Consider the following 23446-nt stretch of genomic DNA (forward strand, 5'->3'; position numbering starts at 1 on the left):
TCAAGGCCCAGGGTAGCCCGGCTCATGAAACAGGCCTGTATCAGGGCCAAGGCGGCAAAGCGGTTCCGGGCGACCACGGACTCAAAACACAGCTTTGCCGTGAGCGAGGACCTGCTGCGGCGAAACTTCTCGCCCGCAGCCACTGGCCAGGCCTGGGTCTCTGACATTACCTACATCAGAACGCTGACGGGTTGGCTCTATTTGACGGTGGTGCTGGATCTGGCAGACAGAAAAGTGATAGGCTGGGCTTTGAGTGCGAGCATGAAAGCCAGAGACGCGAGTGTGGCGGCCTTAAAGATGGCTGTTGGCAACAGGCCTGTCTTGCAGGAGCTCGTCTTTCACTCTGACAGAGGCGTGCAGTACGCCTGCGATGAGTTCCGAAAAGAGCTGGAAGCTTGTCCCTTGATTCGGCAAAGCATGAGCCGCCGGGCCAACTGCTGGGATAACGCCGTGGCCGAGAGCTTCTTCAAGAGCCTGAAAACGGAAGGTGTTTACGGCAACAGGTTTGAGAATCAGAAAGCGGCTGCAGTAGAAATATTCGAATACATCGAGATATTCTACAACAGGGAAAGGCTCCATTCAAGCCTGGGATACCGCACACCAAAACAAATGGAAGAAAAATTAAACAGGAAACCTTTAGCAGCTTAATCTTGTGTCCGGGTTTTTGTTGCAAGTCCACCCGCCTTATACAAGAAGGGCAGGGGTGGTTGGACAACGGTATTTCAGAGCTTCACAAACACCTCCACCCTCAGAGTTCCTCTGCCTGCTAACAACTTTTATACTTTCACTTTTAAAGTTTGACAATCATACTTACCTTTGCAGGAACTATTCCTAGTTAAGAAACATTCTTATCTGGTATGCAGCAAAACTTGACACGAGACGAAGTACGACAGCGCCTGACGGAGGGTGGCCTTAAAGCCACGCACCAGCGCATTGTTGTGTTCGAATCAGTGATGGAGCTGCATGGGCACCACCCTACTGCTGAGGATGTTTTTCAGCGCCTGAAGCTGGAAAACCCAAGTATATCGCTGGGTACAGTTTACAAAACGCTGGACACCTTTGTAGAGACAGGCCTGATTAAAAGGGCTTTATCTGAGGAAGGCGGCAAACGTTACGATGCCAATACCCACACGCACAACCACATTTTCTGTAGCAAGACCAAGGAGATCGTTGACTTTGAGGATGCAGAACTGGAGCAGCTTTTACAGGATTTCTTTAGCAAACGAAAACTGGAGAACTTCGAGATAAAAGGGTTTTCGGTGCAGCTAACGGGTAATAAGGTGGAGACTGATAAAGAAATAAGTATAACACGAGTATCTAAATAGATTTTTTCAATAAACTAAAAACAATAAACATGGCAGTATTAGTAGGTAAAAAAGCACCTTCTTTTAAAGCAACAGCCGTTGAAAACGGAGAATTTGTAGAGAACTTCTCATTGGAGCAGTACATTGGCAAGAAGCACGTATTATTCTACTTCTACCCAATGGACTTCACTTTTGTATGCCCAACTGAGATCATCGCTTTCCAGGACAGAATGGAGGAGTTTGAGCGCAAAGGTGTAGCCGTAGTAGGTTGCTCTACCGACACGCATTTCTCTCACTTCGCATGGCTGAACACTCCGCGCGAGCAGGGTGGTATTTCAGGTGTTAACTACCCACTTGTAGCAGACGCTTCTAAAACTATCGCTCAGAACTACGACGTTTTAGCTGGTTACTACGATTACAACGAAGAAGGCGAGTCTGTATTTGTTGGCGAGCCGGTAGCTTACCGCGGCCTGTTCCTGATCGATAAAGAAGGTGTAGTGCGTCACCAGGTTGTAAACGACCTTCCGCTTGGCCGTTCTATCGACGAGGCACTTCGTATGGTAGATGCGCTGCAGTATTTTGAGCAAAAAGGCGAAGTTTGCCCTGCAAACTGGTCTGAAGGCAAAGAAGCTATGCAGGCTACTAAAGAAGGTGTATCTAACTACCTTGCAAAGCACTAAGCTTTAACAGCTTTGAAGATATAAAAACGCCCCGGCATTAGTCGGGGCGTTTTTGTTTTCAAAGTACTTTATACTTACACTAACCTCACCAGCCATAACCCCGCAAAGGTAGCCAGCAACCCAAGCAACACACTTGCCAACACATAAGTAACTGCACTCCATACTTGCCCGCTCTGCAGCATGTTAACAGACTCGTAAGAAAAAGCCGAGAAAGTAGTAAAACCGCCAAGTATGCCTGTTGCCAGAAACAAGCGCCATTCCGGAGACATGTTTCCTTTGATGCCTAGTCCGAAAACTAGCCCTATTAAAAAGCAACCAACAATATTTACAGTAAGGGTAGCAAACGGAAAGGCTATAGCAGACCGGTTCTGTATGAGTAGTGCCAGCAGGTATCTGAATGAGCCACCGATAAAACTTCCTGCTCCTACTGCTAAAAGCATTTTCATGTGTATGTGTGGTCTAAAGTATAAATAAAGTTGCCTTATTTAAAGGTACAAAGAGCAAATCAGAAAAACATGAAATAGAGACGAACTGATTTAAGTCAGCAGGATGAACTCAGTTATTATTAAACCTGAAAAACCTTTATACTTTCTGCAAAAGTAGGGTTAAAATACGTGGTATACTTGTGCGGTCATGGTTGTCAAAATACTCGTTCAGGTCTAGCAGCTTTAAGCGGTGATGTTTGGCTATTTGCACAAAATCTGATATGTTATGGGTATAGCACTCCACCTCCTGCCTACCCTCTTCTTCTGTATCAAACCTGGCTTTGGTGCCATTGTATTGTTTGAATGGGTGCAGCTCGCCAATGTATATATGTCCATCAGGATTTAAAGCTGATGCAGCCTCTTTAAAAATATGATGCAGATTTTCAATATGCTCCAGCACCAGACTAAAGCTTACTAAATCGTACTGCTGCTGTGTAAAGCCCCATTCTTTTGTAATGTCAGCCTGCACAAACTCAACTTTATTAGAGTGTACCTTCTTCCTTGCCCACTCCAGCATCTTTTCCGACAGGTCTACCGCTGTTACATGCATCGCCTTTCGCACCAGCCACTCTGTATTCTTACCTGTGCCGCAGCCTATTTCCAGGCAAGTTTCGAAAGGTATACTTGCCAGGGTGTTACGCAGGGCAACAGCTTCCAGATCGCGGGTTCTGTTTTTGTTAGTGTCATACTGCGATGCCCAGCTGTTGTAAGCTTGTTTGATACTCATTGGTTATTTCACTGTATAGTTAAACAACGTTGCTATAGTTATTTCCTCCACCTGATCTTCGCTGCAGAGATGATGTCCAGCTCCAGCCGGGTGTCGGCAACTATTTCAAATCCTTGCTTTTTATAAAATGCTATTGGCGAGGAGTAAATTTCTCCGTTACGCTTTTTATCGTTGTTGTGGTCAATTACCCACCCGTTTATTTCCGGAGAAAGAAGTTTTGCTCTATTTAATAATTCACTTCCATACCCTTTCCCCTGGGTGCCAGAACCTAAGATCATCGTAAACCACTTTTCGCCTTCACGCATAAAATCAACAAACCAGCCTTTTACAGTGTCCTCTCCATCAACCAAAAGAAAATGATGTTGATTACCAAGCCCTTTTAAATAGTTTTCAAAAGCAAGCGGATTAGTATAGCATAAATCAGCAGGATACTCATTGTTCCACAATTTATAGATTTCTTCCATCTGCTTTTGTGTCAGCGCGTCTGCTTCAATGATCCGCATTTTCTAATCCTCCAGGTCTTTCAGCATCCATATATTACAGGCAAAATGGCCGGAATTACCAAGTGCATGTGGCAATGGTTTAAAGCCAGCTTTCTCATACATACTTACCGCCTTTGCAAGCTCCGGAAACGACTCTAAGTATAGCTGCTTATAACCAAACTCTCTGGCTTGTTCTATACTTTGCTGCATCAGTTTATTCCCAATACCTTTTCCCCTGGCACCGGCAGCTAAGTAAAACTTAACAAGCTCGGCACAGCCTTCCGGTAAACCATCCGTAGGGTAAACACCGCAACCGCCCACTATCTCTCCATTCTGTTCAGCAACAAAATAGGCGCTGGCAGGATGTTGAAAAAGGCTGAACAAATCATCAGTGGTTGAATCAGTATATACGGTACCGGGTCTGTCTATTTTAAATTCTCTGAAAACTTGGCGGATAAGTGTTGCCAGCACCTGGTTATCTTCCGCTTTTATTGGTCTTATGGTGATGCTCATTGAGTTATGTTGGTTGATGGTAGCGTGCTCTGACTTTGGTGAGCTTCCATAAATGCGTGATCATACGTTTAACCTACCAAATATAGTAGATAATAGTGCCTCAGCAAGACCTTCTCTTCAGCAATCTATACAAAGTATAACTCTCCTACCAACTATCCCTCCACAATACACTATATTTGCAGCAACAGACACACGCAGGATCTCCGGACGCTGCGAGGTCTTTGTATTGTATCAAAGTATAAATTTGAAGTTACTTTACGACATCGGACTAAAAGCTTACCAGGCTGCCATTGCGCTGGCTTCTCCTTTTAACGAGAAGGCCAGGCTAATGCGGCAGGGGCGTGAGCAGCAGTTCGAGAAGCTTAGGCAGGCTTTTGCAGGCAACCAGGCGCCGGTGGTGTGGTTTCATTGTGCCTCGTTGGGCGAGTTTGAGCAGGGCAGGCCGGTAATGGAGGCTGTAAAGCAGACATTCCCGAAGTATAAAATCCTGCTTACCTTCTTCTCCCCTTCCGGTTACGAGATCCGCAAAAACTACGCTGGTGCCGATTACATATTCTATATACCCTTGGATGGCGCCGAGAATGCAAAACAGTTTCTGGATATTACAGAGCCTGAGCTGGCTGTGTTTGTAAAGTATGAATTCTGGCATTACTACCTGAAGGAGCTGCAGCAGCGAAGTATACCTATACTTTCTATATCGGCTATTTTCCGTAAAGACCAAATCTTCTTCAAGCCTTACGGCGGATTTAACCGCAACATGCTGCGCCGCTTCACACACATTTATACACAAAATAAAACCTCGTTGCAGCTGCTCAACAATATAAAAATAAACCAGGCAAGTATAGCCGGCGACACCCGCTTTGACAGGGTATTGCAGACAGCGGTAAGTATAAAAGCCATTCCTTTAGTTGAGGCTTTTGCTGCCGGCAAAGAGGTGTTTATGGTAGGCAGCAGCTGGCCTGCAGATATCGAGGTGCTGCTTCCGCTTATTCAAAAGTATAAGCAAAGTATAAAATTCATCATCGCGCCGCACGAGGTAAATGAGGCAAGTATAAATGCTGTGATGCAAAACCTTGGCAATGATGCTGTGCGTTTCTCTAAAATTGAGGAAGGTAGCGCTGCAAAGCATAACGTACTGGTGATTGATAACATAGGAATGCTGTCGTCGCTGTATAGCTATGGCACTTACGCCTACATTGGCGGCGCTTTTGGTAAAGGGCTGCACAATACCCTGGAGGCTGCCGTATTTGGTTTGCCATTGTTCTTCGGGCCAAAGTATGATAAATTTCAGGAGGCTAAAGACCTGGTGGCACTTGGCTGCGCATTCCCGGTAAACAACAGCCAGGAGTTATTGCAGGTGTTTGAAGAGGTACATACTACACCCGGCCTGCGCCAAAGTATAACCAGCAAAGAAAAAACATACGTACAAGAGCAAGCCGGCGCCACTGCTAAAATTATGGCTGACATTGGTGCCTTGCTTAACAAGAATACATGAAAGGAGTTGTAGTTAAATCGACGGGATCATGGTACCTGCTTCGCGACGAAGAAGGGAAGTTACACCGTGCCCGCCTGCGCGGTAAGTTCAAACTGAAGGGCATGAAGGTAAGCAACCCGCTTGCAGTTGGCGATATAGTGGAGTTTGATGTGGAGACAACCGGAGAAGACACTGCCGTTATCCATAAGATACAGGATCGCGAGAACTACATCATCCGCCAGAGTACACACAAATCGGCTTACTCGCATATAATTGCTGCCAACCTCGACCAGGCGCTGCTTATTGTTACGTTGGTATCACCGCGCACTTCATTTGGCTTTATAGATCGTTTCCTGGTAACTGCCGAGGCCTATAGCATACCCACCGTTATCGTGTACAACAAAACTGACATGTACGACGATGAAATGCGCGACTACCAACGCCAGATAAGCCACATGTATGAGCAGATTGGTTACAAGACTATGGCCGTTTCAGCTAAAACAAAAGAAGGGATCGACGAGCTTACAAAATTGCTGCACGGCAAAACCTCTCTTCTTTCCGGCCACTCAGGGGTAGGTAAGTCCACACTCATTAACCTGATCGTACCAGACTTGGAGCTAAAGACCTCTGAAATCTCCGACTTTTCAGACAAAGGCGTGCACACCACCACCTTTGCCGAAATGTTTGAAGTAGATACAGATACATTTATCATTGATACACCAGGTATTAAAGAACTGGGCATTGTAGATATTCCGGCAGCGGAACTTGGCCATTATTTTCCGGAAATGCGGGAACGGATGAACCAATGCCGCTTTAATAACTGCACCCACTTTAACGAACCTGGCTGCGCCGTTATAGAAGCCGTCCGCAAAAACGACATATCCCTTACCCGCTACGAAAGCTACCTGAGCATGATGCATGGCCAGGACAACAGGAAATAGTTTGGGAGTTAGAGGGTTTGGGAATTAAAAACGTAGAGACGCAATACCTTGCGTCTTTTTTCTTTGCAGTACCGGATCAAACCACCCCTACTATTTTACCTCACCCCGGCCCTCTCCTAATAACAGGTGATGGAGTTCTGTTCCTGCATTAGCTAAGCTGTTGATCTTTGTAGAGACAGGTCGCGACCTGTCCGGGGAACAGCCGGTGCTATAAAACTGTAATGTTGGCTAAAGTATGATATTAGCAAGTGTAAAACACACCCCTACCCCTCTCAAGATGGGAATTACTATATATTGTGGGAACGTACATCCCTTTTCATAGCTTCGGCTTAAACTCCCCTCTACCAAGATCTTTCCAAGATGACGAGGAGGAATGGTCTGAACTATTGATATGACAGAAGAATGGGCAGGTAAAATTCCCTCTCCTGTTCTTAGGAGAAGGTCGGGGTAAGGTAAATCAACAATTCCTCACCACCTGCGTTAGTCTAAGCTATACTAGAACCCCATCTCCTACTATGAAACTCAACAACGCAAACATTCTGATTACAGGCGGCACTTTGGGCATTGGCCATGCCACGGCAAAACTGCTGATAGAAAGCGGTGCCAATGTAGCCATTACGGGCCGCGACGAAAAACGAACTTTAAAAGCAGCCCGCGATATAGGTGCTATGCCCATTACAGCAGATGTAGCCAACCCCGACGATGTAAGGCATACTTTCCAGGCGTTTATGGATGAATATGGCAAGCTGGATGTATTGATAAACAATGCAGGCATTGGGGTTTCCAAACAGCTGGAAGAGCTTACCGTGGAGGACTTTGAGCAAATTTATCGGGTAAACGTTTTTGGCGCCGCTATGATGGCTTCCAAAGCTGCTAAAATCTTTAAGAAGCAGAACTACGGCAACATCATCAACATAGGCTCTACAGCTGCTACAAATGGGTATGAAGGTGGCTCGGTGTATGCCTCCTCAAAAGCAGCCCTCAGAAGTATGACACAGAGCTGGCAAAAGGAACTGCGCAAGCACAATGTGCGTGTTATACTTATAAACCCCAGCGAGGTAACCACTGCCTTTGGCAACCCCGATAGGGAGGAACGTAACGACCAACCTAACAAACTACGCAGCAAAGAAATTGCCTGGGCCATAAAAAGTGCCCTCGAAATGGATAACCGTGGCTTTATACCTGAACTGGCGGTTTGGGCTACCAATCCGTTTTAACAAAAAAGCTGCAGGCAGATAAGTTAGCTTACCTGCCTGCAGCAATAAAGTATAATTCTATACTTACTGTTCCAGACTTATTGCTCCTCTGGCACTAAAACTTTGTTGATCACATGGATTACGCCGTTGCCGCTTTCTTTATTTGCCAAAGTAACCTTGGCACCATTTATCATAATTTCCTCGCCACGTTTGGTAACTTTTAATTGCTTTCCTCCTATTGTTTTAAGCATCGACCCCTCCTGGAGATTCTCAGATTTTAGCTTACCGGCTACAATGTGGTTGTTAAGCAAATCTACCAGGTGCTGCTTGTTTTTGTCTTCCATTAAATCTTTAACTGTCCCATTTGGCAAATCCTCAAAAGACTGGTTGTTAGGTGCAAAAACCGTATAAGGGCCTGTGCCATTTAATGCTCTTACCATTTCGGCATTGCGCAGGGCAGATGCAAAACTTGTAAGATCAGGAGCAGATGTAAGGTTTTCGACAATGCTCTGAGAAGGTAACATTTCGTTGCCACCAATTCTTGAGTCAGTTATGGCAGGATCGCCTTCACCAGCCAGGCGTCCTTCTGTATTCGGATTAGCTCCCTTTGCTTCCATCTCAGAACCTAGGTTTGGCCTGCTCCGCTCTTCCTGCATCGGGTTTTCGTTTCTGCTGTCATCGGCACCGCCGCAGCCAGCCAGCATGGTACTACAAAGTAATGCACCAGCTAATAAAAATATATTTGCCTTTATCATAGTTGTTATCGAAAGTTTTATTTTACACGGACGCGCTATAATGGCGCTGTTTAAACTTCTTAAACTATAAAATCCGTACTTTTGTTATCTACATTGTTTTACAGAAAAAGAATAAACCATGAAAACTGCAGAAATTCACACTGGCAAAGGCGTAATGAAAGTAGAGTTCTACGAGAAAGATGCCCCTAAAACAGTACAGAACTTTATAGATCTTGCTAAAAAAGGCTTTTACGATGGCCTTACATTTCACCGTGTTATTCCTGATTTCGTGATACAGGGTGGCTGCCCGAACTCGCGTGAAGGGGCTAAAGGTGTACCAGGCACTGGCGGACCGGGCTACAAGATCGATTGCGAAACGTCTGGCGAAAACCAGCACCACGATCGTGGCGTGCTAAGTATGGCGCACGCTGGCCGCAACACCGGCGGTTCTCAGTTCTTTATCTGCCACAGCCGCAAAAACACGGCTCACTTAGACCGTAACCATACTTGCTTCGGTAAAGTGGTAGAAGGCGACGAAGTGATCGACCAGATCAAAGCCAATGATAAAATTGAGAAGATCGTTGTAAACGAGGAATAAGTTTTTTAGTTATTCGTTGTTGGTTGTTAGTTATTCGTGTTTTTGATTGACAGCTGAACGGCAGAGAACATTTAGACCAAACTTTAACAAAAGAGCCGCTTTAACAGCGGCTTTTTTGTTGACTTTTCATACTAAGTATAATGAAAAAATCAGCTTGAAGTATAAAATGGAAATCAACAACAATCAATCAATTGAATAACAACGCCTTATACCCAAAAAAGTCTTTTACCCTTTGTCTAAAAGTTCTTTTGTCATGTTACTTATAAGCTGCACTTTTAGCAGGTATAACGTTATCTTTCCAACATTACTCCTTTATCCTAAGTATTTATGCTTAAATTTACCCTAAGACCACTCGGTACCTGTAGGGGAATTTCTGCTTTGTCTGCCCCAGCTATTACGGTACCAGGCGCTGTATAACCAACTTATACTTACTATAACGGATGCCGGCCAATGGCACGGCTCCTACTCAGGTAACATGAAAAAACTTGCTCTACATTGGCAAATCCTCATAGGCATGACACTTGGTGTGCTGTGGGGTATACTTGCCAGCTCTTACGGCCTTGTCGATTTCACCCAGGACTGGCTTAAACCTTTTGGTACTATCTTTATAAACCTGCTTAAACTGATAGCTGTGCCGCTGGTGCTGGTCTCGCTGATAACGGGTGTATCCAGCCTGAGCGATATTAGCAAGCTGTCACGGATCGGGTCTAAAACCATAGGCATTTACCTGGCCACTACCGTGCTGGCTGTTACCATGGGTTTGATTCTGGTTAACGTGTTTGAGCCGGGAAAAGCCTTCTCACCGGAAAAGCGCGACGAGTTTAAAGAACAATTTGCCACCACTACATCTGAAAAGTCGAGTAATGCCGCTGCTTTGGAACAACAAGGCCCGCTGCAACCGCTGATAGATATTGTGCCTGATAACGTGTTCAGGTCTTTGACAGATAATGGAAGTATGCTGCAGGTAATCTTTTTTGCGCTGCTGTTTGGCATTGCCCTTATCATGATACCTCCGAACAAAGCTGCCCCCGTAAACGACTTTTTTGAAGGCGTGAACATGGTTATACTTAAGGTAGTGGACATTATCATGAAGTTCGCGCCTTACGGTGTATTTGCGCTACTGGCAGGCCTGGTAGTAGAGTTTGCCGGCAACGACCCCGGCGCTGCCCTGGAGCTGCTTGTTGTGCTTGGCTATTACTGCATTGTAGTGGTGATCGGACTGGCTTTAATGATAACGGTTATTTATCCTATACTGGTGACTACTGTAGGCAGAACAAAGTATAAAGACTTTTTTAAAGGGATTTTCCCGGCGCAGATGCTGGCCTTTTCTACCTCGTCCAGCGCGGCAACTCTGCCCGTTACCATGGAGCGTTGCGAGCAGAACCTGGGTATTAATAAAGAGATCACCAGTTTTGTATTGCCCCTGGGCGCCACTATTAACATGGATGGCACCAGCCTTTACCAGGCCGTAGCCGCCGTGTTTATTGCTCAGGCCTATGGCATGGACCTGGACCTGATGACGCAGATCGGTATTGTACTTACGGCTACGCTGGCCTCAATTGGCGCTGCGGCTGTACCAGGTGCCGGTACCATTATGCTGGTTATTGTGCTGCAGCAGGCAGGAATTCCGGTAGAAGGCATTGCGCTTATACTTGCCCCTGACCGTATCCTGGATATGTGCCGCACAGTAGTAAATGTAACCGGCGATGCCACTGTAGCCATGGTGGTAGCCAGAACCGAAAACCAGCTTCACCCGCCTATAGAGGAAACTGTATAGCTTAAACCTCACTTGTATTAAAGCCCCAGGGAATAAAACGCTCTGGGGCTTTTTGTTTTTTTGAACTCTGCAGTACTTATACTTTAGCTCCGATTCTATTTAATCTGCTACATGTATAATAAATAGTTTTTTTGCTATTTTTAAGGAAAGGCAAGGCTATATTTTATGCTTGCCTTAACTACTACAGATATAGTGTAGATAGTGTGAGTAGGTGCTCCTGCTCTACGCTAGTTAACAACCAATTAACCCCAGGCCTTATGATAAATAAATACTCTAAAAGCAGGCATATCATAGTATTTGCGCTTTACATATTATTTATACACACAGGCGTAGTTCAGGCAGAGCCACGGCTCAAGCAGGCTATCCATAGAGCCTTAATCGACCAAAAGTTAACAGGGGCGGTATGGGCTATAGTAACCCCGGACGGTAGTATATATGCAGCCTGCGCCGGCTTTAAAAATAATGAGGCTAAAACGCATTTTCAGGTAACAGACAAAGTACAGGTAGGCTCCATTACAAAAACAGTTTTAGCCGCAGGCATCCTTCGTTTGGCAACCGAAGGTAAACTATACTTAGATGCTCCTGTAAATAATTATTTACCAGGCGTGCCCTTTGATAATCCGTGGCAAGAAACAAGACCCGTCACCGTCAGACACTTACTAGACCATACTTCCGGACTGGGAGATTTGCGGCTATGGCACCTTTTCAGCACCAGTTCCACGGCTACCACTAAGCTGGCCGAATTTTACCTTAAAGATCCATCTGTTCTTGTAATACAAGCCAAACCAGGTTCTCAGTTCTCCTACTCCAACATAGGATATACTTTATTAGGGATGGTTATAGAAGCCGTTACCAAGCAACCCTATGAAGCATACCTGGATGAACACCTTCTTAAACCCCTTGGCATGCATAACAGCACCTTTGGGTTTGTGTCTCAAACCGGGAAGTTAGCCGACACATCACTTGCCATGGGGCATCTGGACAAGGGTCTGCCTTATGCTGCCTATCCCATGTATATCAGGCCGGCCGGACAGTTTACGACAACCGCCCACGACATGGGCCTGTTCCTTCGGTTCATGATGAGCGATGGAATTATCAACGGAAAATCATTTATAGACAAGGCTTTCCTGTCTCAATTAGGTAAAGCCTACCAAACTGATGCCTCCAGACTGGGCTTGCCTTTGGGATATGCCCTGGGAGCTTCTTACAGAGACAGACATGGTGTTATCGGACTGACACATGGAGGAAATATTGTAGGCTACCGTGCCATGATGTACATGTTCCCGAAAGAGCAAAAGGCATTTTTTATAGCGCACAACATGGATAGCGAAACAGCAGACTATCATATCTTTAACAAGCTCCTGATCGAGCACTTAGACATTGCTGCTCAGTCTCCTCCTATAGCAAAAGAAAGTACAGCGGACTTAGCTGACTGGAATGGCTATTACGTGCCTGCCATTACAAAAGTAGTGCCCTTCGGGTTAGCAGATTATCTGTCATCTTTTACAAAGGTCGAGGTCACGCCACAGGGGGCCTCCTTCAGCCCATTTCAAAAAGAGCCTGTTATCCTGCATTACCTGGGCAATCATACTTTTATAGCAGAAGGGAAATCTGCTCCTTCACATGCATTTTATAAAGATGCAGATGGGCAGCAGTTTATTACCACCGGCTTGTCTACCATCAGAAAAACAAACGGACTTTATATTTTGCTTGGCTGGCTAAGTATAGCTGCGGGGCTTGCAGGAATTATCTTTCTACTGTTCTCATGGCTCTATAAACTGATCACACTCAGGAAAGAGAGTTGGAGGCACCCGCTGGTCTGGCACTTTATAGCGGTGGCCATTATACTTTCAGCGATGCTTTTCCTGCTAAATCAGTCTTTTGTTTCCTTGGGTGATAAAACTAGTGGAAGTGTGTTGCTTGCAACCGGCACATTTCTACTGCCTGCTCTAACAGCTGTCTCTACTTACAAATTCCTACGCTCCGACCTTTCAACGTTGGTTGCAAAAGTAGATCTGTTAGCTTTGGTGTTTGTACTTCAGTTAACAGTTGTATTATTCCTCAACGGCTTGATCCCCCTGATGCTATGGAAATAAAAGGGTTTACACAACTTAATAACTCACCTTGAGGATTAGCGTGATATTTCTACTGGCACACCTTTTTGAGTAATATTAATGTGGAGTGGATGTAGTAATAAATTCTTCACTAGTACTTGGTTCGCTTGTATACAAACTATAACTTATTCCAAAATAAACTTAACATACCAGCATGCAAACCCTTGAGATCAAAGCCGCACTCCAGATACAGAAACCCGTGCATGAAGTATTCGAGGCCATAGTTGATCCGGCTAACATGTCGAACTACTTTATATCGGAAAGTACTGGTAGCATGGTAGAAGGCAAGCAGCTTACCTGGCGGTTCCCGGAGTTTGATATGGATGTACCTGTTCGTGTTGATAGGATTGATAAAGACAAGTATATATCCTACTATTGGCACAATGAAGACAAAGAGTTCTTAGTAGAATTTAGCCTTGAGCCAAGAGAGAATAACTCCACATTGGTAACCATTACCGAAAAAAGCATGCCTAACAACGAAGCGGGTATAAACTGGCTGAAAGGCAATACAGAAGGCTGGGCAAATTTCCTGGCTTGTTTAAAAGCATACATGGAGTATGGCATTAATTTAAGAAAGGGTGCCTTCGATTTTCTCAGAAATAAAAATTAGTTAAAAAATTTGCCTGGTTTTTGTTAATATAGCTTCGTCAAAATCAGATAGAAATCTTTAAAGTATAGTATGAAAACAAACCTTTCCCGCAACTTTAAGGCGACTGCTGCCTTTTTGTTACTTAGCGGTTCAGTGGCCTTTGCCCAGGATGGCGGGGTATCGTCGGTATCGGACCTTGATAAGGCTTACCACAACTGGTATAACCTGGATGCAAAGCTTGACAAAATACCCGGAGTAAGCGTAAACCGCGCTTACAATGAATTGCTGATTTCTAAACAGCCTCGAAAAAAAGTAGTGGTAGCTGTGATAGACAGCGGCACCGACATTAACCACGAAGAACTGCAAGGCAAGATTTGGGTAAACAAAAACGAGATTCCGGGCAACGGAATAGACGACGATAACAACGGCTACATAGACGATGTAAACGGCTGGGGATTTCTGGGGAATGCCGCCGGCGAAAACATAGAGTACGAAACCTATGAGTATGTGCGTTTGTTGCGCAAGCTGGCCCCCAAGTATAAAAACGTAACGTCGGCGCAAGGTCTTTCGGAAGCTGAGCTAAAAGAGTATAACACCTACCTTACTACCCGCAAAAACTACGAGAAAGAGCTGGACGAAAAGCTGAAAACAAAGCAAAACCTGGATGCTTTTGGGGAGGTGCTGGCGCACTGCGAAGCGCTAGTTACGAAGCATCTCGAAAAAGACACTTATACTGTGCAGGAGCTTAAAGCCATCTCATCTACAGATGTTGACTTGGTTCGCGCTAAAACCTGGCTGGTAACAAAGTATAACCAGGGATTTACAAGAGAGTCGTTCATAGGCTACAAAGCACACATTGATAAGTATGTAAACTACCACCTTAACCTCGACTTTAACCCACGCACCATTGTAGCCGATAACCCAACAGACATCAACGACAACAAGTATGGCAACAGCAATGTGATAGGCCCAAGAGCTGACCATGGTACGCCTGTTTCGGGTATTATTGCTGGTATTCGTGGTAATGGTGTTGGTGTGGATGGCATTGCCGAAAACGTGGAAATTATGGTGCTGCGCGCTGTGCCAAGCGGCGATGAGTATGACAAAGACATTGCCCTGGCCATACGCTATGCCGTAGACAACGGCGCCAACATCATTAACATGAGCTTCGGTAAAGACTTTTCGCCGGAAAAGCACTTTGTAGACGAGGCTGTAAAGTATGCCGAATCAAAGAACGTGCTGTTGGTACACGCCGCCGGCAACGACAGCAAGAATATTGACAATGCCGATAACTTCCCGACAAAGCAATTGTTGGACGGCACCCGCTCAAGCACCTGGCTGGAAGTAGGCGCCACCTCTAAAAACCTGGATAAAACATTTATAGGCACTTTCTCTAACTACGGCCAGAAAAATGTAGACCTTTTTGCGCCTGGCGTAGACCTGATCTTGCTGGCCCCGGATAACAAGTATGACCAAATGGATGGCACCAGCTTTGCCAGCCCTGTAGTGTCGGGTGTGGCGGCTCTGGTTTGGTCGTATTACCCTGAGCTTACCGCCTTAGAGTTAAAAGATGTGCTGCTACAGTCGTCTGTAAAATACCCTAAACTAAAAGTATACTACCCAACCGAAGAGAAAAGTAAAAAGACAACCAAGTTCTCTACTTTATCAGCATCTGGTGGTGTGGTAAATGCCTTCGAAGCCCTGAAGCTGGCCGAAAGAGTGGTTCAGGAAAAGAACCTGTAAGAGCTTAAAAGTATAAACGGGAGGCTAAAAGCTTCCCGTTTTTTTATTTGTATACCTTAACCAGCAAAGTAAGTATAGAAGTCTATGAAAATAGCAATTATAGGCACAGGTGGCGTAGGCGGCTACTTTGGCGCCAGGTTGGCTAAAGCTGGCCATGATGTTACGTTTCTGGCCAGGGGTAAACACCTGCAGGCCATGCAGGAAAACGGCCTTACTGTTAAAAGTATAAACGGCAACTTTAAGCTGGAAAAGGTAAATGCTACTGATAGTATAAAAGCAATAGGCCCTGCAGACCTGATAATGGTTTGCGTAAAAGCATGGCAGGTAAAAGAAACCGCTGCAGAACTTGCCGCTATTGTAACTCCTGACACCTTTATACTTCCGCTTCAGAATGGTGTGCTTGCTGCCGAGGAACTGGCCGAATACCTGCCCAGCAAGAACATACTGGGTGGCTTGTGCCGCATCATCAGCAAAATAGAAGCACCAGGTGTGATTAATCATTTCGGTGTAGAGCCTACCATCATTTTCGGGGAGCTGGATAACAAGCAAACAGACAGGGCTAAACAGCTGCAGCAAACTTTTGAACAGGCAGGCATTCAGGCTAAAGTTGCCACAGACATACAGGCTGAACTTTGGAAAGAATTTATTGGCATTTGTGTGAGTGGATTGTTGGCTGTAACGAAGTCTAATTACGGCCAGCTGCTTGCTTTGCCACAAACCAGGCAATTAATGACAGATGTTTTAACGGAGGTTTATACTTTATCGAAGCACATCGGCATAAGTATAGAATCTGATTTCGTGACCAGAACAATGCTTAATTTCGAATCGCTTCCACCCGACTCTACTGCCTCGCTTACAAGGGATGTCTGGGAAGGCAAACCCTCCGAAATTGAGTATCAGAATGGCACTGTGGTATGGCTGGCTGAAAAGTATAAGGTGCCAGTTCCGGTAAACCGCTTTATCTACTACTGCATTCTGCCAATGGAGAAAAAAGCGCGAAGCAAAGTATAAACAGGATCTGGCGCAAGTCATGATGAGAAGTCTTCAGATAGAGAATAAATTACTAAGACCTCGCGGTGTCTTTATGACCCGCGAGCGTCTGGTGCATGCTACGTAGCTATAGCCTTCCCACTCCAGACGCTCGCAGGACCTCCGGACACTGCGAGGTCTTTAACTCCTAATAGTCTTCGTCCTCTTCCTCTTCGCCAAAGGTTGGCATACTAAACATACCGCTTAGCAGGTCTTTGAACTGCAGGCCGGTGCTGAGGCGATTCTTGCTAAGCTGGCTGTGCTCGGCCAGGCCATGTAGTGCGAACTCCATCAGAAACAGCTTTTCGTCGCCTTTGGCTTTTTGCTGATGCTTTTCTACCAACTCCTGCAAACCGGGCACTTTGTTTAGGGCTTTCTTGTAGTCTGCTGCTGAAGCGTCGTTTAAAATATCGATGGTGTTTCCGTCACCAAACCAGTCAGTAATGGCTTTGTAGGTATTGCCCGTTTTCGCTTTCTTGGCTTTATCCGGGTCGGGGAAGTATTTCAGGAACTGCGTACGGATGGCTTTGCCCATTAGCACCTGCGCCACATGGCCGGCTCCCTCCTGCTCGCCTTCGTACACCAGCTCCACTTTACCTGTAACCGAAGGTATGGTATTTAGAAAATCAGATACGCGTATATAGGTCTTATTCTCACCATTCAGCAATGCCCGGCGCTCAGCAGCACTTAAGAGGTTCTCAAAAGCTGATATTGTTAACCTGGCAGACACACCACTTTTAGCATCCACGTACTCACTTTCGCGGGCCTCAAACGCCACTTGTTCTATCAGGTCGCCAATAATGTCGTTGGTTTGCACCAGCTCCCCCTGCCCATCTTTAACCCGGGCCTCTTGGCTGGTTATCTTCTTACCAGTTTCTATAGTTTTAGGATAATGTGTGATGATCTGAGAATCGATACGGTCCTTCAGTGGCGTTACAATAGAGCCACGGTTGGTATAATCCTCGGGGTTGGCCGTGAACACAAATTGAATATCGAGCGGCAGACGTACTTTAAAGCCGCGTATCTGAATATCGCCTTCCTGCAGAATATTAAACAATGCCACCTGTATGCGTGCCTGCAAGTCGGGTAATTCGTTAATCACAAAAATGCCCCGGTGCGAACGCGGTATCAAGCCAAAATGGATCACGCGTTCATCGGAGTATGGCAGTTTCATGGTAGCGGCTTTTATGGGGTCTGCATCGCCAATCAGGTCGGCTACAGATACATCGGGCGTGGCAAGTTTTTCGGTATAGCGATCTGAGCGGTGCAGCCAGGCAATAGGTGTATCATCGCCATGCTCGTATACCATATCTTTGGCGTAGCGCGATAACGGCTGCAACGGGTCGTCGTTTAACTCAGAGCCTTGCACTACGGGTATATACTCATCAAGCAGGTCAATCATCTGGCGTGCAATACGCGTTTTGGCCTGGCCGCGTAAACCAAGCAGGTTAATGTGGTGCATCGAAAGTATGGCCCGTTGCATATCCGGAATCACCGTTTCCTCATACCCCCAGATGCCCGGAAATATCTCCTCTTTGTTCTGCAGCTTTTTTATGAGATTATGCCGTAGCTCCTGCTTTACACTTTGCGACTCGTATCCGGCTGCCTTTAGCTGGCCTAGAGTTTTTATCTTCAGTAAGTTTTCGGCTGGTATGTCTCTGTAATTCATTCTTTTATGGTTGAATGGCAAATATAATTGCCAATTGGCTTTATTGTTAAATTGTTGACTTTCTTTTGCAAACCCACCCCTAGCCCCTCCAGGGAGGAGAATTATCTTGAGTTATATGAATGCTTAACTCACAAACTCTATAACTCTAAAAGCTTTTCCTGCGGTTGCGTCCGTAGTCTTTAAACACCAGGTGTCCCAAGCCCTTCAGGCTGCTGTAGTAGGCCTGTCCGTTGTTCACTTTTGTAAACTCGTCTACGAATTGCTGCAGGTATGGGTCTGATGCGATCATAAACGTGGTGATAGGTATTTTAAGCCTACGGCATTGCGCGGCCAGGTTAAGCGTTTTGTTTACTACTTTCCTATCCAGGCCAAAGCTGTTTTTATAGTAGTGTAGTCCCTCTTTCAGACAGGTTGGCTTACCATCGGTTATCATAAATATCTGCTTGTTCGGAGTTTTGCGTTTTCGCAATATGTCTAGGGCAAGTTCCAGGCCGGCAACAGTGTTTGTATGGTATGGGCCCACCTCTAAGTATGGTAGGTCCTTTACTTCTATCTGCCAGGCATCATTACCAAAAACAAGTATATCAAGGGTGTCTTTGGGATATTTCTGTTTGATAAGCTCTGCCAGTGCCATAGCCACTTTCTTGGCCGGTGTAATGCGGTCTTCCCCATACAAAATCATGGAGTGCGAGATATCGATCATCAGCACTGTAGAGGCCTGTGTTTTATGCTCTGTTTCGGTCACCTCCAGGTCCTGTTCCGTTAACCAAAGATCGCCGATGCCGTGGTTGATCTGGGCGTTCCGGATAGAGTCGGTCATGGAGATCTGCTCCAGCGCATCGCCAAAGCGGTACTCTCTGCGATCGGTGCTGGCTTCGTCGCCGATGCCGGTGTGCGGTGTGGCATGACTACCTTTCCCGCCTTTCTTCAGTTTGCCAAAAATTTCCTCCAAGGCACTCTTTCTTATACTTTGCTCACTTTTAGCCGTCAGCTGGAATGCCCCTTTCTCCTGCGGCTTTTCGTCGAGATAGCCTTTCTTTTTCAGATCCTCAATAAAGTCGCCGATGCCGTAATCGTCGCCGGTTAGGTTATACTGCTTGTCCAGTGAACTAAGCCAGTTCAGCGCTTCTCCTACATCGCCTGCACTAATGGTCACCAGTTGCAGGAAAATCTTCAGCAGTGACTCAAAGCCGGGCTTATCATCCTGTGGAGGTACATAATCTGTAAATCGGTATCCTAAGCTCATACTTTCTCCTGTTTATACTTACTTCAACAACGCAGCCTCTGCAAATGTTCTTATACGGGATTTACCTCCCCCCGGCCCCCTCCTAAAAACAGGAGGGGTGATTAAAATTTGGAACAGTTGCCTAACAAAGAGTGTTGAAAACGAAATCATACACATGAGAAGTAGTTAATTACACGGCTTACCTCACCTTAAGCAGCAGAGAGCGATACTTAGAAATGGATTAACACCTGCTGAGGAAGAACTCTGGCGCATACTTAGAGGTCGTGAGCTTGAGGGGAGAAAATTTAGAAGGCAGCACAGTATAGAAAATTACATTGTTGATTTTTATTGTGCCTCTGAAAAACTGGTAATCGAAGTTGATGGCGCCGTACATGATTCTCCGGAAGCCATTGCTAACGATAGTCTACGTGATGAAATGCTACGCCATTGGGGCCTTAAAGTATTAAGAATACGAAACGATGAAGTGTTCGAAAGCCTGGCAGCTGTCCGCAACAAAATTATATCACAATTCACCAATTCCCCCTCTTGTTTTTGGGAGGGGGCTAGGGGGAGGTAAAACACAAAGGGCAGGTTGCATCAGCAACCTGCCCTTTGTGTTTATACTTTCAGCTTATAGCTTAGTCAATCCAACGGAATTTATACTCCAGCTGTGGCACTTTCATACGCTCGGCTACACGGCGAAGGCGGTTTGGCAAGGCCACAACGTAATCGCGGGCACGCTCTCCGGCTTCGTTAAGACCGGTAAGTGTTTCGATCTTCCACTCTTTTATCAGGTCTTCCAGAATATCTGTGTAATCTGAAGAAGTATAAACACCGATACGCTGCGCGGCATCGGTAAAGTGGCCGAACGTTTTGCCCAGATCAACACCTAACTCACGCATGTAGTGGGCTGGCATAACGATCTTTTTGCGCATCATGTCTTCAAAAGCCAGCATCATTTCGCTTGTATCGGCTTCGAAAATTTTGCCTACAAACGATTTATATGCTTTGGCGTGTCTTGCTTCGTCGGCGGCAACGTGACCACACAGTTTAGCCAGCATGTTATCGCCTTGCTTTTTAGCGATCTGAGCCACACGGCGGTGCGAAATGTTAGTTGCTGTTTCCTGAAACGAAGTATACACAAATGATCGGTAAGGGTCGTTATCTGTCTGCAGGTCGAAACCATCGGCGATCAGGTATTGTGTAGATGCCTCCATTTCGCGCATGTTAATACGGCCGCTTAAATAAAGGTAACGGTTAAGAGCATCGCCATGGCGGTTTTCTTCAGCAGTCCAGGCACGGTTCCAGCGCATCCAAGGTCCTTTCGGGTCCTGTGGCAGGCCATCGATGGTCATCAGCCAGCTTTCGTAAGTTGGCAGGGCTTCCTCAGTGATCGTGTCACCTACTAGTACAGCAAGTAAATCGTAGCTAAGATCACGGGCACGCTCTCGCAATTCTTTTACCTCAGTAAAAAACGTTTCAAGAGTAGCGTCTGGTAAAAGGTCGGCTGGTTGCCAGCTATCTTCTACAGATTTTAGAAACTCGGACATTTTCTCATTCACGAAATCCTCCATCCATTTGATGACTTCTGCGCGGGAAGCTGAAACTGCTGTGATCATTTTGTTTTATTAATTGAAAGGCCAAATATACTTATTAAATGCCAATAAAGCAGCCCCTTTAGATAACATTTTGATAATATCATGAAACGAAACCCAAACTGCCGTTTACTGCAACTAATGTTTACGCAAAAACAGAATTAAGTTATACTTTATGGCTGATTTTAAAACGCAACATACAGAAAAAGAGTGCAATAAAATAATTAATACCGGAGTAAGTGGTACAGTTTGCGAAGGAAACTGAGGTTAACTTTGCGCTTATTAAGAGAGGAAATCAGGCGATAGGAAACCGGCAAGCCAGAGATAGTTTCCAATATTGCTAACAGGTCAGCAGCTTCTTTAAAGTTACCAGTCAGGTAGGCATGTCTGGCCTCATACTTTAGCCGCTGAGCAAGTGCTTTTTTCTCCATCTCGTTTTGTACCAGGTCAGCAGCTTTCCGGCACACTATTACAGTAGATGCCAGCATTTTATCTCCTGCTTTATACAAGCCCCTGGATAGGGATTTATCGTGCACACGGCGCTGTGTGGTAATTTTATCCAGGTAATGGTACTTATACTTTCGGGCTGATCTTATCCAGAAATCAAAGTCTTCGTAGGCCAGCATTGCATCGTATCCACCTAAATCCTCAAATACCGCACGGCGAATAAGCATGGTTGGCGGACAGATAAAATACCGGCGCAACACCTCTGCAAATACATCACCGTCAGGGGCTGGCTTATACTTCTGGCTATGAAAGTATAAATGCTCCGACGTATCTGTAATGTATTCGGCATCTGAGTACACCACACCATAACTTTCATCCACTTTCTTAAAGGCTTCTACCTGCTGAGTTATTCTTTCCGGCAGCAATACATCATCTGTTGCGAAGTCGATAATAAAGTCGCCGGAGCTGGCGTTTAAACCCGTATTAAAGGCTGCGCAGTTACCAATGTTTTTCCCGGTGCTTATGAATCTGATCTGCGGATACTTTGCCAGGTAAGCGTTGATGATGGTTATACTTCCGTCGGTGCTGCAATCGTCCACCACAATTATCTCAATGTTTGGGTAGGTTTGCGTCAGCACAGAATCCAGGGCATCTGCCAGGAAACGCTCGTGGTTGTAGCATAAACAGATAACGGAAACAAGTGGCTGCGTAATCATGGGCGAATGTATTTATGGTAATACAACATAGCCAGGGCAAGTGTTACAGCATAGCGCAGGGCATTGGCCACGGTAATGCCCTCCAGGCCAAAAGGCTCCAGCAGCACACTTACCAGCGTAATGTACAGCAGCGCCGAAGCAATCTGCCACCCGATGTATAGCTTTACATGTGCCCGCACCACGATCAGGTTGGTCAGTACAATGCTCCACATCCTGAAGAAGTCGCCCAGCAACTGGTAATCGAACAGGTACTCGGCCACTACAAAATCCTGGTTAAAGAGCAGCAGCAGCACCCATTCCCGCAAAAAGTATATTACCAGCAAAGCTACTATAAGCCCTGGTAGCACCAGGTAAAACGTGTTACGGACAAACTTGCGCAGGGCGTCTTCCTGGTTTACCATGGCCGCCATGCGCGGATACACCAGCATACCGATAACGGCTGTGTACACGGTACTATAATTCTCCGATACTTTTACTACCGCCTGCCAAAGCCCCGTCTGGTACAGGTCGAAGCGCGCAATCACGAAATCCCGGATGTAAAAGTCTGTTAGTTTCAGGCAAACCACCGCACTCAGAGCCATTAGGATATACTTCCAGAGGTCTTTGTATATACTTTTGGGTATGTTGATCTTTTTGAGGGGAGGCAGCAGCTTTTTAAAGTATAGTATGGCCAGGGTAAAAAAGAAAGCCAGCGACTGCACGCCGAGCACCACCAGCAGTATTTGGTTAAGAGACAACCTGCCCTGGGTGTAATAAACCGCTGCCATGGCCCCGAATGTTGTAAAGGTAGTGCTTAGCACATGCCACTTCAGTTCACGCCGAGCCAGCGCAATTGCCATCAGCATCAGGTTAAGCGTTACCAGTACACTTCCGGCTCCAAAAAGTATAGCCCATAGCCACACTTCGCTGCTGCCAAAACTATCCACAAAAGCCTCTAAGTAATAGCCTGAAAAGCTGAAGATAATGCTGAGTGCCGCCAGTGCGCAGCACACGTTAAGTATAACCCCAGCCCAGAAATAACGCCTGTAGTTTCCGGATATAGCCCGCCCATTTGCCAGAAACTTGATAATGCCAATATTGGTACCGCCATCCGGAACGGTGGTTATAATGGATAGCAGGTTTTGAAAGTGGGCATAAAGCGTGATACCGTTTGGCCCGTAGTAAATTGCAAACAGCTTATTAATGGCAATACTGGATACTGCACGAACCAGAACCGAAAGAAAAGACCAGAAGGATGATTTAAGTAGTCGCAGCATTTAGTTGGCCAAAGCAACTGCAAAATAAGGTTTTTCTGTGGAGGATGGGAGAATGATGGACAAAAGATTGTTGGACAAATGACAAAGGACGTTGCACATGCCTATAGCTCTTTCGGACTTCCAAGTCCGAAAGCTTTCTGCCGGGGATATCC

Annotated in this window: 23 protein-coding genes; 13 read left to right on the plus strand and 10 right to left on the minus strand. The window is 45.8% G+C overall.

Annotated features, from left to right (window positions below):
• The 3 genes from K0O23_RS00005 to K0O23_RS00015 all read left to right on the plus strand — a co-directional run.
• The coding region (locus K0O23_RS00005; protein ID WP_219875290.1) for an IS3 family transposase at positions 1–648 on the plus strand (648 nt) is incomplete at its 5' end.
• A gap of 221 nt (positions 649–869) precedes the next feature.
• Positions 870–1325, plus strand: coding sequence for a Fur family transcriptional regulator (locus K0O23_RS00010; RefSeq protein WP_246596840.1), 456 nt, complete (start codon positions 870–872; stop codon positions 1323–1325).
• A gap of 29 nt (positions 1326–1354) precedes the next feature.
• Positions 1355–1984, plus strand: coding sequence for a peroxiredoxin (locus K0O23_RS00015; protein WP_219875292.1), 630 nt, complete (start codon positions 1355–1357; stop codon positions 1982–1984).
• Positions 1985–2058: 74 nt separating this feature from the next.
• Here the strand turns inward: K0O23_RS00015 and crcB are convergent, their stop codons facing one another.
• The 4 genes from crcB to K0O23_RS00035 all read right to left on the minus strand — a co-directional run bounded on the left by crcB (position 2059) and on the right by K0O23_RS00035 (position 4191).
• Positions 2059–2430, minus strand: coding sequence for a fluoride efflux transporter CrcB (gene crcB, locus K0O23_RS00020; protein WP_219875293.1), 372 nt, complete (start codon positions 2428–2430; stop codon positions 2059–2061).
• 136 nt (positions 2431–2566) lie between these two features.
• Complete coding sequence (locus K0O23_RS00025; protein WP_219875294.1) at positions 2567–3196, minus strand: class I SAM-dependent methyltransferase; 630 nt, start codon at positions 3194–3196, stop codon at positions 2567–2569.
• A gap of 38 nt (positions 3197–3234) precedes the next feature.
• Positions 3235–3660 carry a GNAT family N-acetyltransferase gene (locus K0O23_RS00030; protein WP_246596841.1) on the minus strand — a complete coding sequence of 142 codons (426 nt, stop codon included), beginning with the start codon at positions 3658–3660 and terminating at the stop codon, positions 3235–3237.
• Between the two features lie 42 nt (positions 3661–3702).
• Positions 3703–4191 (minus strand): GNAT family N-acetyltransferase, encoded by a 489-nt coding sequence (locus tag K0O23_RS00035; RefSeq protein WP_219875296.1) that lies wholly within the window; start codon positions 4189–4191, stop codon positions 3703–3705.
• Between the two features lie 244 nt (positions 4192–4435).
• On the opposite strand from K0O23_RS00035, the gene K0O23_RS00040 reads away from it, so the two are divergent.
• The 3 genes from K0O23_RS00040 (at position 4436) to K0O23_RS00050 (ending at position 7823) form a co-directional block, all read left to right on the plus strand.
• Positions 4436–5686, plus strand: coding sequence for a 3-deoxy-D-manno-octulosonic acid transferase (locus tag K0O23_RS00040; RefSeq protein WP_219875297.1), 1251 nt, complete (start codon positions 4436–4438; stop codon positions 5684–5686).
• Entirely contained in the window at positions 5683–6606 is a 924-nt protein-coding gene (gene rsgA, locus K0O23_RS00045; RefSeq protein ID WP_219875298.1) for a ribosome small subunit-dependent GTPase A, read from the plus strand. Before K0O23_RS00040 ends, rsgA begins: the two co-directional genes overlap by 4 nt.
• A 515-nt stretch (positions 6607–7121) precedes the next feature.
• Positions 7122–7823, plus strand: coding sequence for an SDR family oxidoreductase (locus K0O23_RS00050; RefSeq protein WP_219875299.1), 702 nt, complete (start codon positions 7122–7124; stop codon positions 7821–7823).
• A gap of 77 nt (positions 7824–7900) precedes the next feature.
• Here the strand turns inward: K0O23_RS00050 and K0O23_RS00055 are convergent, their stop codons facing one another.
• Complete coding sequence (locus K0O23_RS00055; protein ID WP_219875300.1) at positions 7901–8557, minus strand: fasciclin domain-containing protein; 657 nt, start codon at positions 8555–8557, stop codon at positions 7901–7903.
• A gap of 118 nt (positions 8558–8675) precedes the next feature.
• Here K0O23_RS00055 and K0O23_RS00060 point away from each other — a divergent pair, with 118 nt between their 5' ends.
• The 6 genes from K0O23_RS00060 to K0O23_RS00085 all read left to right on the plus strand — a co-directional run bounded on the left by K0O23_RS00060 (position 8676) and on the right by K0O23_RS00085 (position 16368).
• Positions 8676–9134 carry a peptidylprolyl isomerase gene (locus tag K0O23_RS00060; RefSeq protein WP_219875301.1) on the plus strand — a complete coding sequence of 153 codons (459 nt, stop codon included), beginning with the start codon at positions 8676–8678 and terminating at the stop codon, positions 9132–9134.
• Between the two features lie 475 nt (positions 9135–9609).
• Positions 9610–10911: a dicarboxylate/amino acid:cation symporter gene (locus K0O23_RS00065; protein WP_219875302.1), complete on the plus strand. Its 1302-nt coding sequence runs from the start codon at positions 9610–9612 to the stop codon at positions 10909–10911.
• 257 nt (positions 10912–11168) lie between these two features.
• Positions 11169–13007, plus strand: coding sequence for a serine hydrolase domain-containing protein (locus K0O23_RS00070; protein WP_219875303.1), 1839 nt, complete (start codon positions 11169–11171; stop codon positions 13005–13007).
• 172 nt (positions 13008–13179) lie between these two features.
• On the plus strand, positions 13180–13635 hold the full coding sequence (locus K0O23_RS00075; protein WP_219875304.1) for an SRPBCC domain-containing protein: 456 nt from the start codon (positions 13180–13182) through the stop codon (positions 13633–13635).
• A 69-nt stretch (positions 13636–13704) separates the two neighbouring features.
• Positions 13705–15357: a S8 family peptidase gene (locus tag K0O23_RS00080; RefSeq protein WP_219875305.1), complete on the plus strand. Its 1653-nt coding sequence runs from the start codon at positions 13705–13707 to the stop codon at positions 15355–15357.
• A gap of 84 nt (positions 15358–15441) precedes the next feature.
• Positions 15442–16368, plus strand: a complete 927-nt coding sequence (locus K0O23_RS00085; protein WP_219875306.1) for a ketopantoate reductase family protein — start codon at positions 15442–15444, stop codon at positions 16366–16368.
• A gap of 166 nt (positions 16369–16534) precedes the next feature.
• Here K0O23_RS00085 and K0O23_RS00090 read toward each other — a convergent pair whose 3' ends face one another.
• Positions 16535–18055, minus strand: a complete 1521-nt coding sequence (locus tag K0O23_RS00090) for a sigma 54-interacting transcriptional regulator (protein ID WP_219875307.1) — start codon at positions 18053–18055, stop codon at positions 16535–16537.
• A 145-nt stretch (positions 18056–18200) separates the two neighbouring features.
• Entirely contained in the window at positions 18201–19301 is a 1101-nt protein-coding gene (locus K0O23_RS00095) for a vWA domain-containing protein (RefSeq protein WP_219875308.1), read from the minus strand.
• Between the two features lie 205 nt (positions 19302–19506).
• Here K0O23_RS00095 and K0O23_RS00100 point away from each other — a divergent pair, with 205 nt between their 5' ends.
• On the plus strand, positions 19507–19857 hold the full coding sequence (locus K0O23_RS00100) for an endonuclease domain-containing protein (protein ID WP_219875750.1): 351 nt from the start codon (positions 19507–19509) through the stop codon (positions 19855–19857).
• A 61-nt stretch (positions 19858–19918) separates the two neighbouring features.
• Here the strand turns inward: K0O23_RS00100 and K0O23_RS00105 are convergent, their stop codons facing one another.
• The 3 genes from K0O23_RS00105 to K0O23_RS00115 form a co-directional block, all read right to left on the minus strand.
• Complete coding sequence (locus K0O23_RS00105) at positions 19919–20899, minus strand: acyl-ACP desaturase (RefSeq protein WP_219875309.1); 981 nt, start codon at positions 20897–20899, stop codon at positions 19919–19921.
• Positions 20900–21099: 200 nt separating this feature from the next.
• The gene (locus K0O23_RS00110; RefSeq protein ID WP_219875310.1) at positions 21100–22038 is read right to left on the minus strand and encodes a glycosyltransferase family 2 protein; all 939 of its coding nucleotides are present in this window, start codon (positions 22036–22038) and stop codon (positions 21100–21102) included.
• Complete coding sequence (locus K0O23_RS00115; protein ID WP_219875311.1) at positions 22035–23294, minus strand: MATE family efflux transporter; 1260 nt, start codon at positions 23292–23294, stop codon at positions 22035–22037. Before K0O23_RS00115 ends, K0O23_RS00110 begins: the two co-directional genes overlap by 4 nt.
• Positions 23295–23446: the final 152 nt, after the last annotated feature.

The sequence above is a fragment of the Pontibacter aydingkolensis genome (assembly GCF_019443125.1).
Classification (GTDB): Bacteria; Bacteroidota; Bacteroidia; order Cytophagales; family Hymenobacteraceae; genus Pontibacter; species Pontibacter aydingkolensis.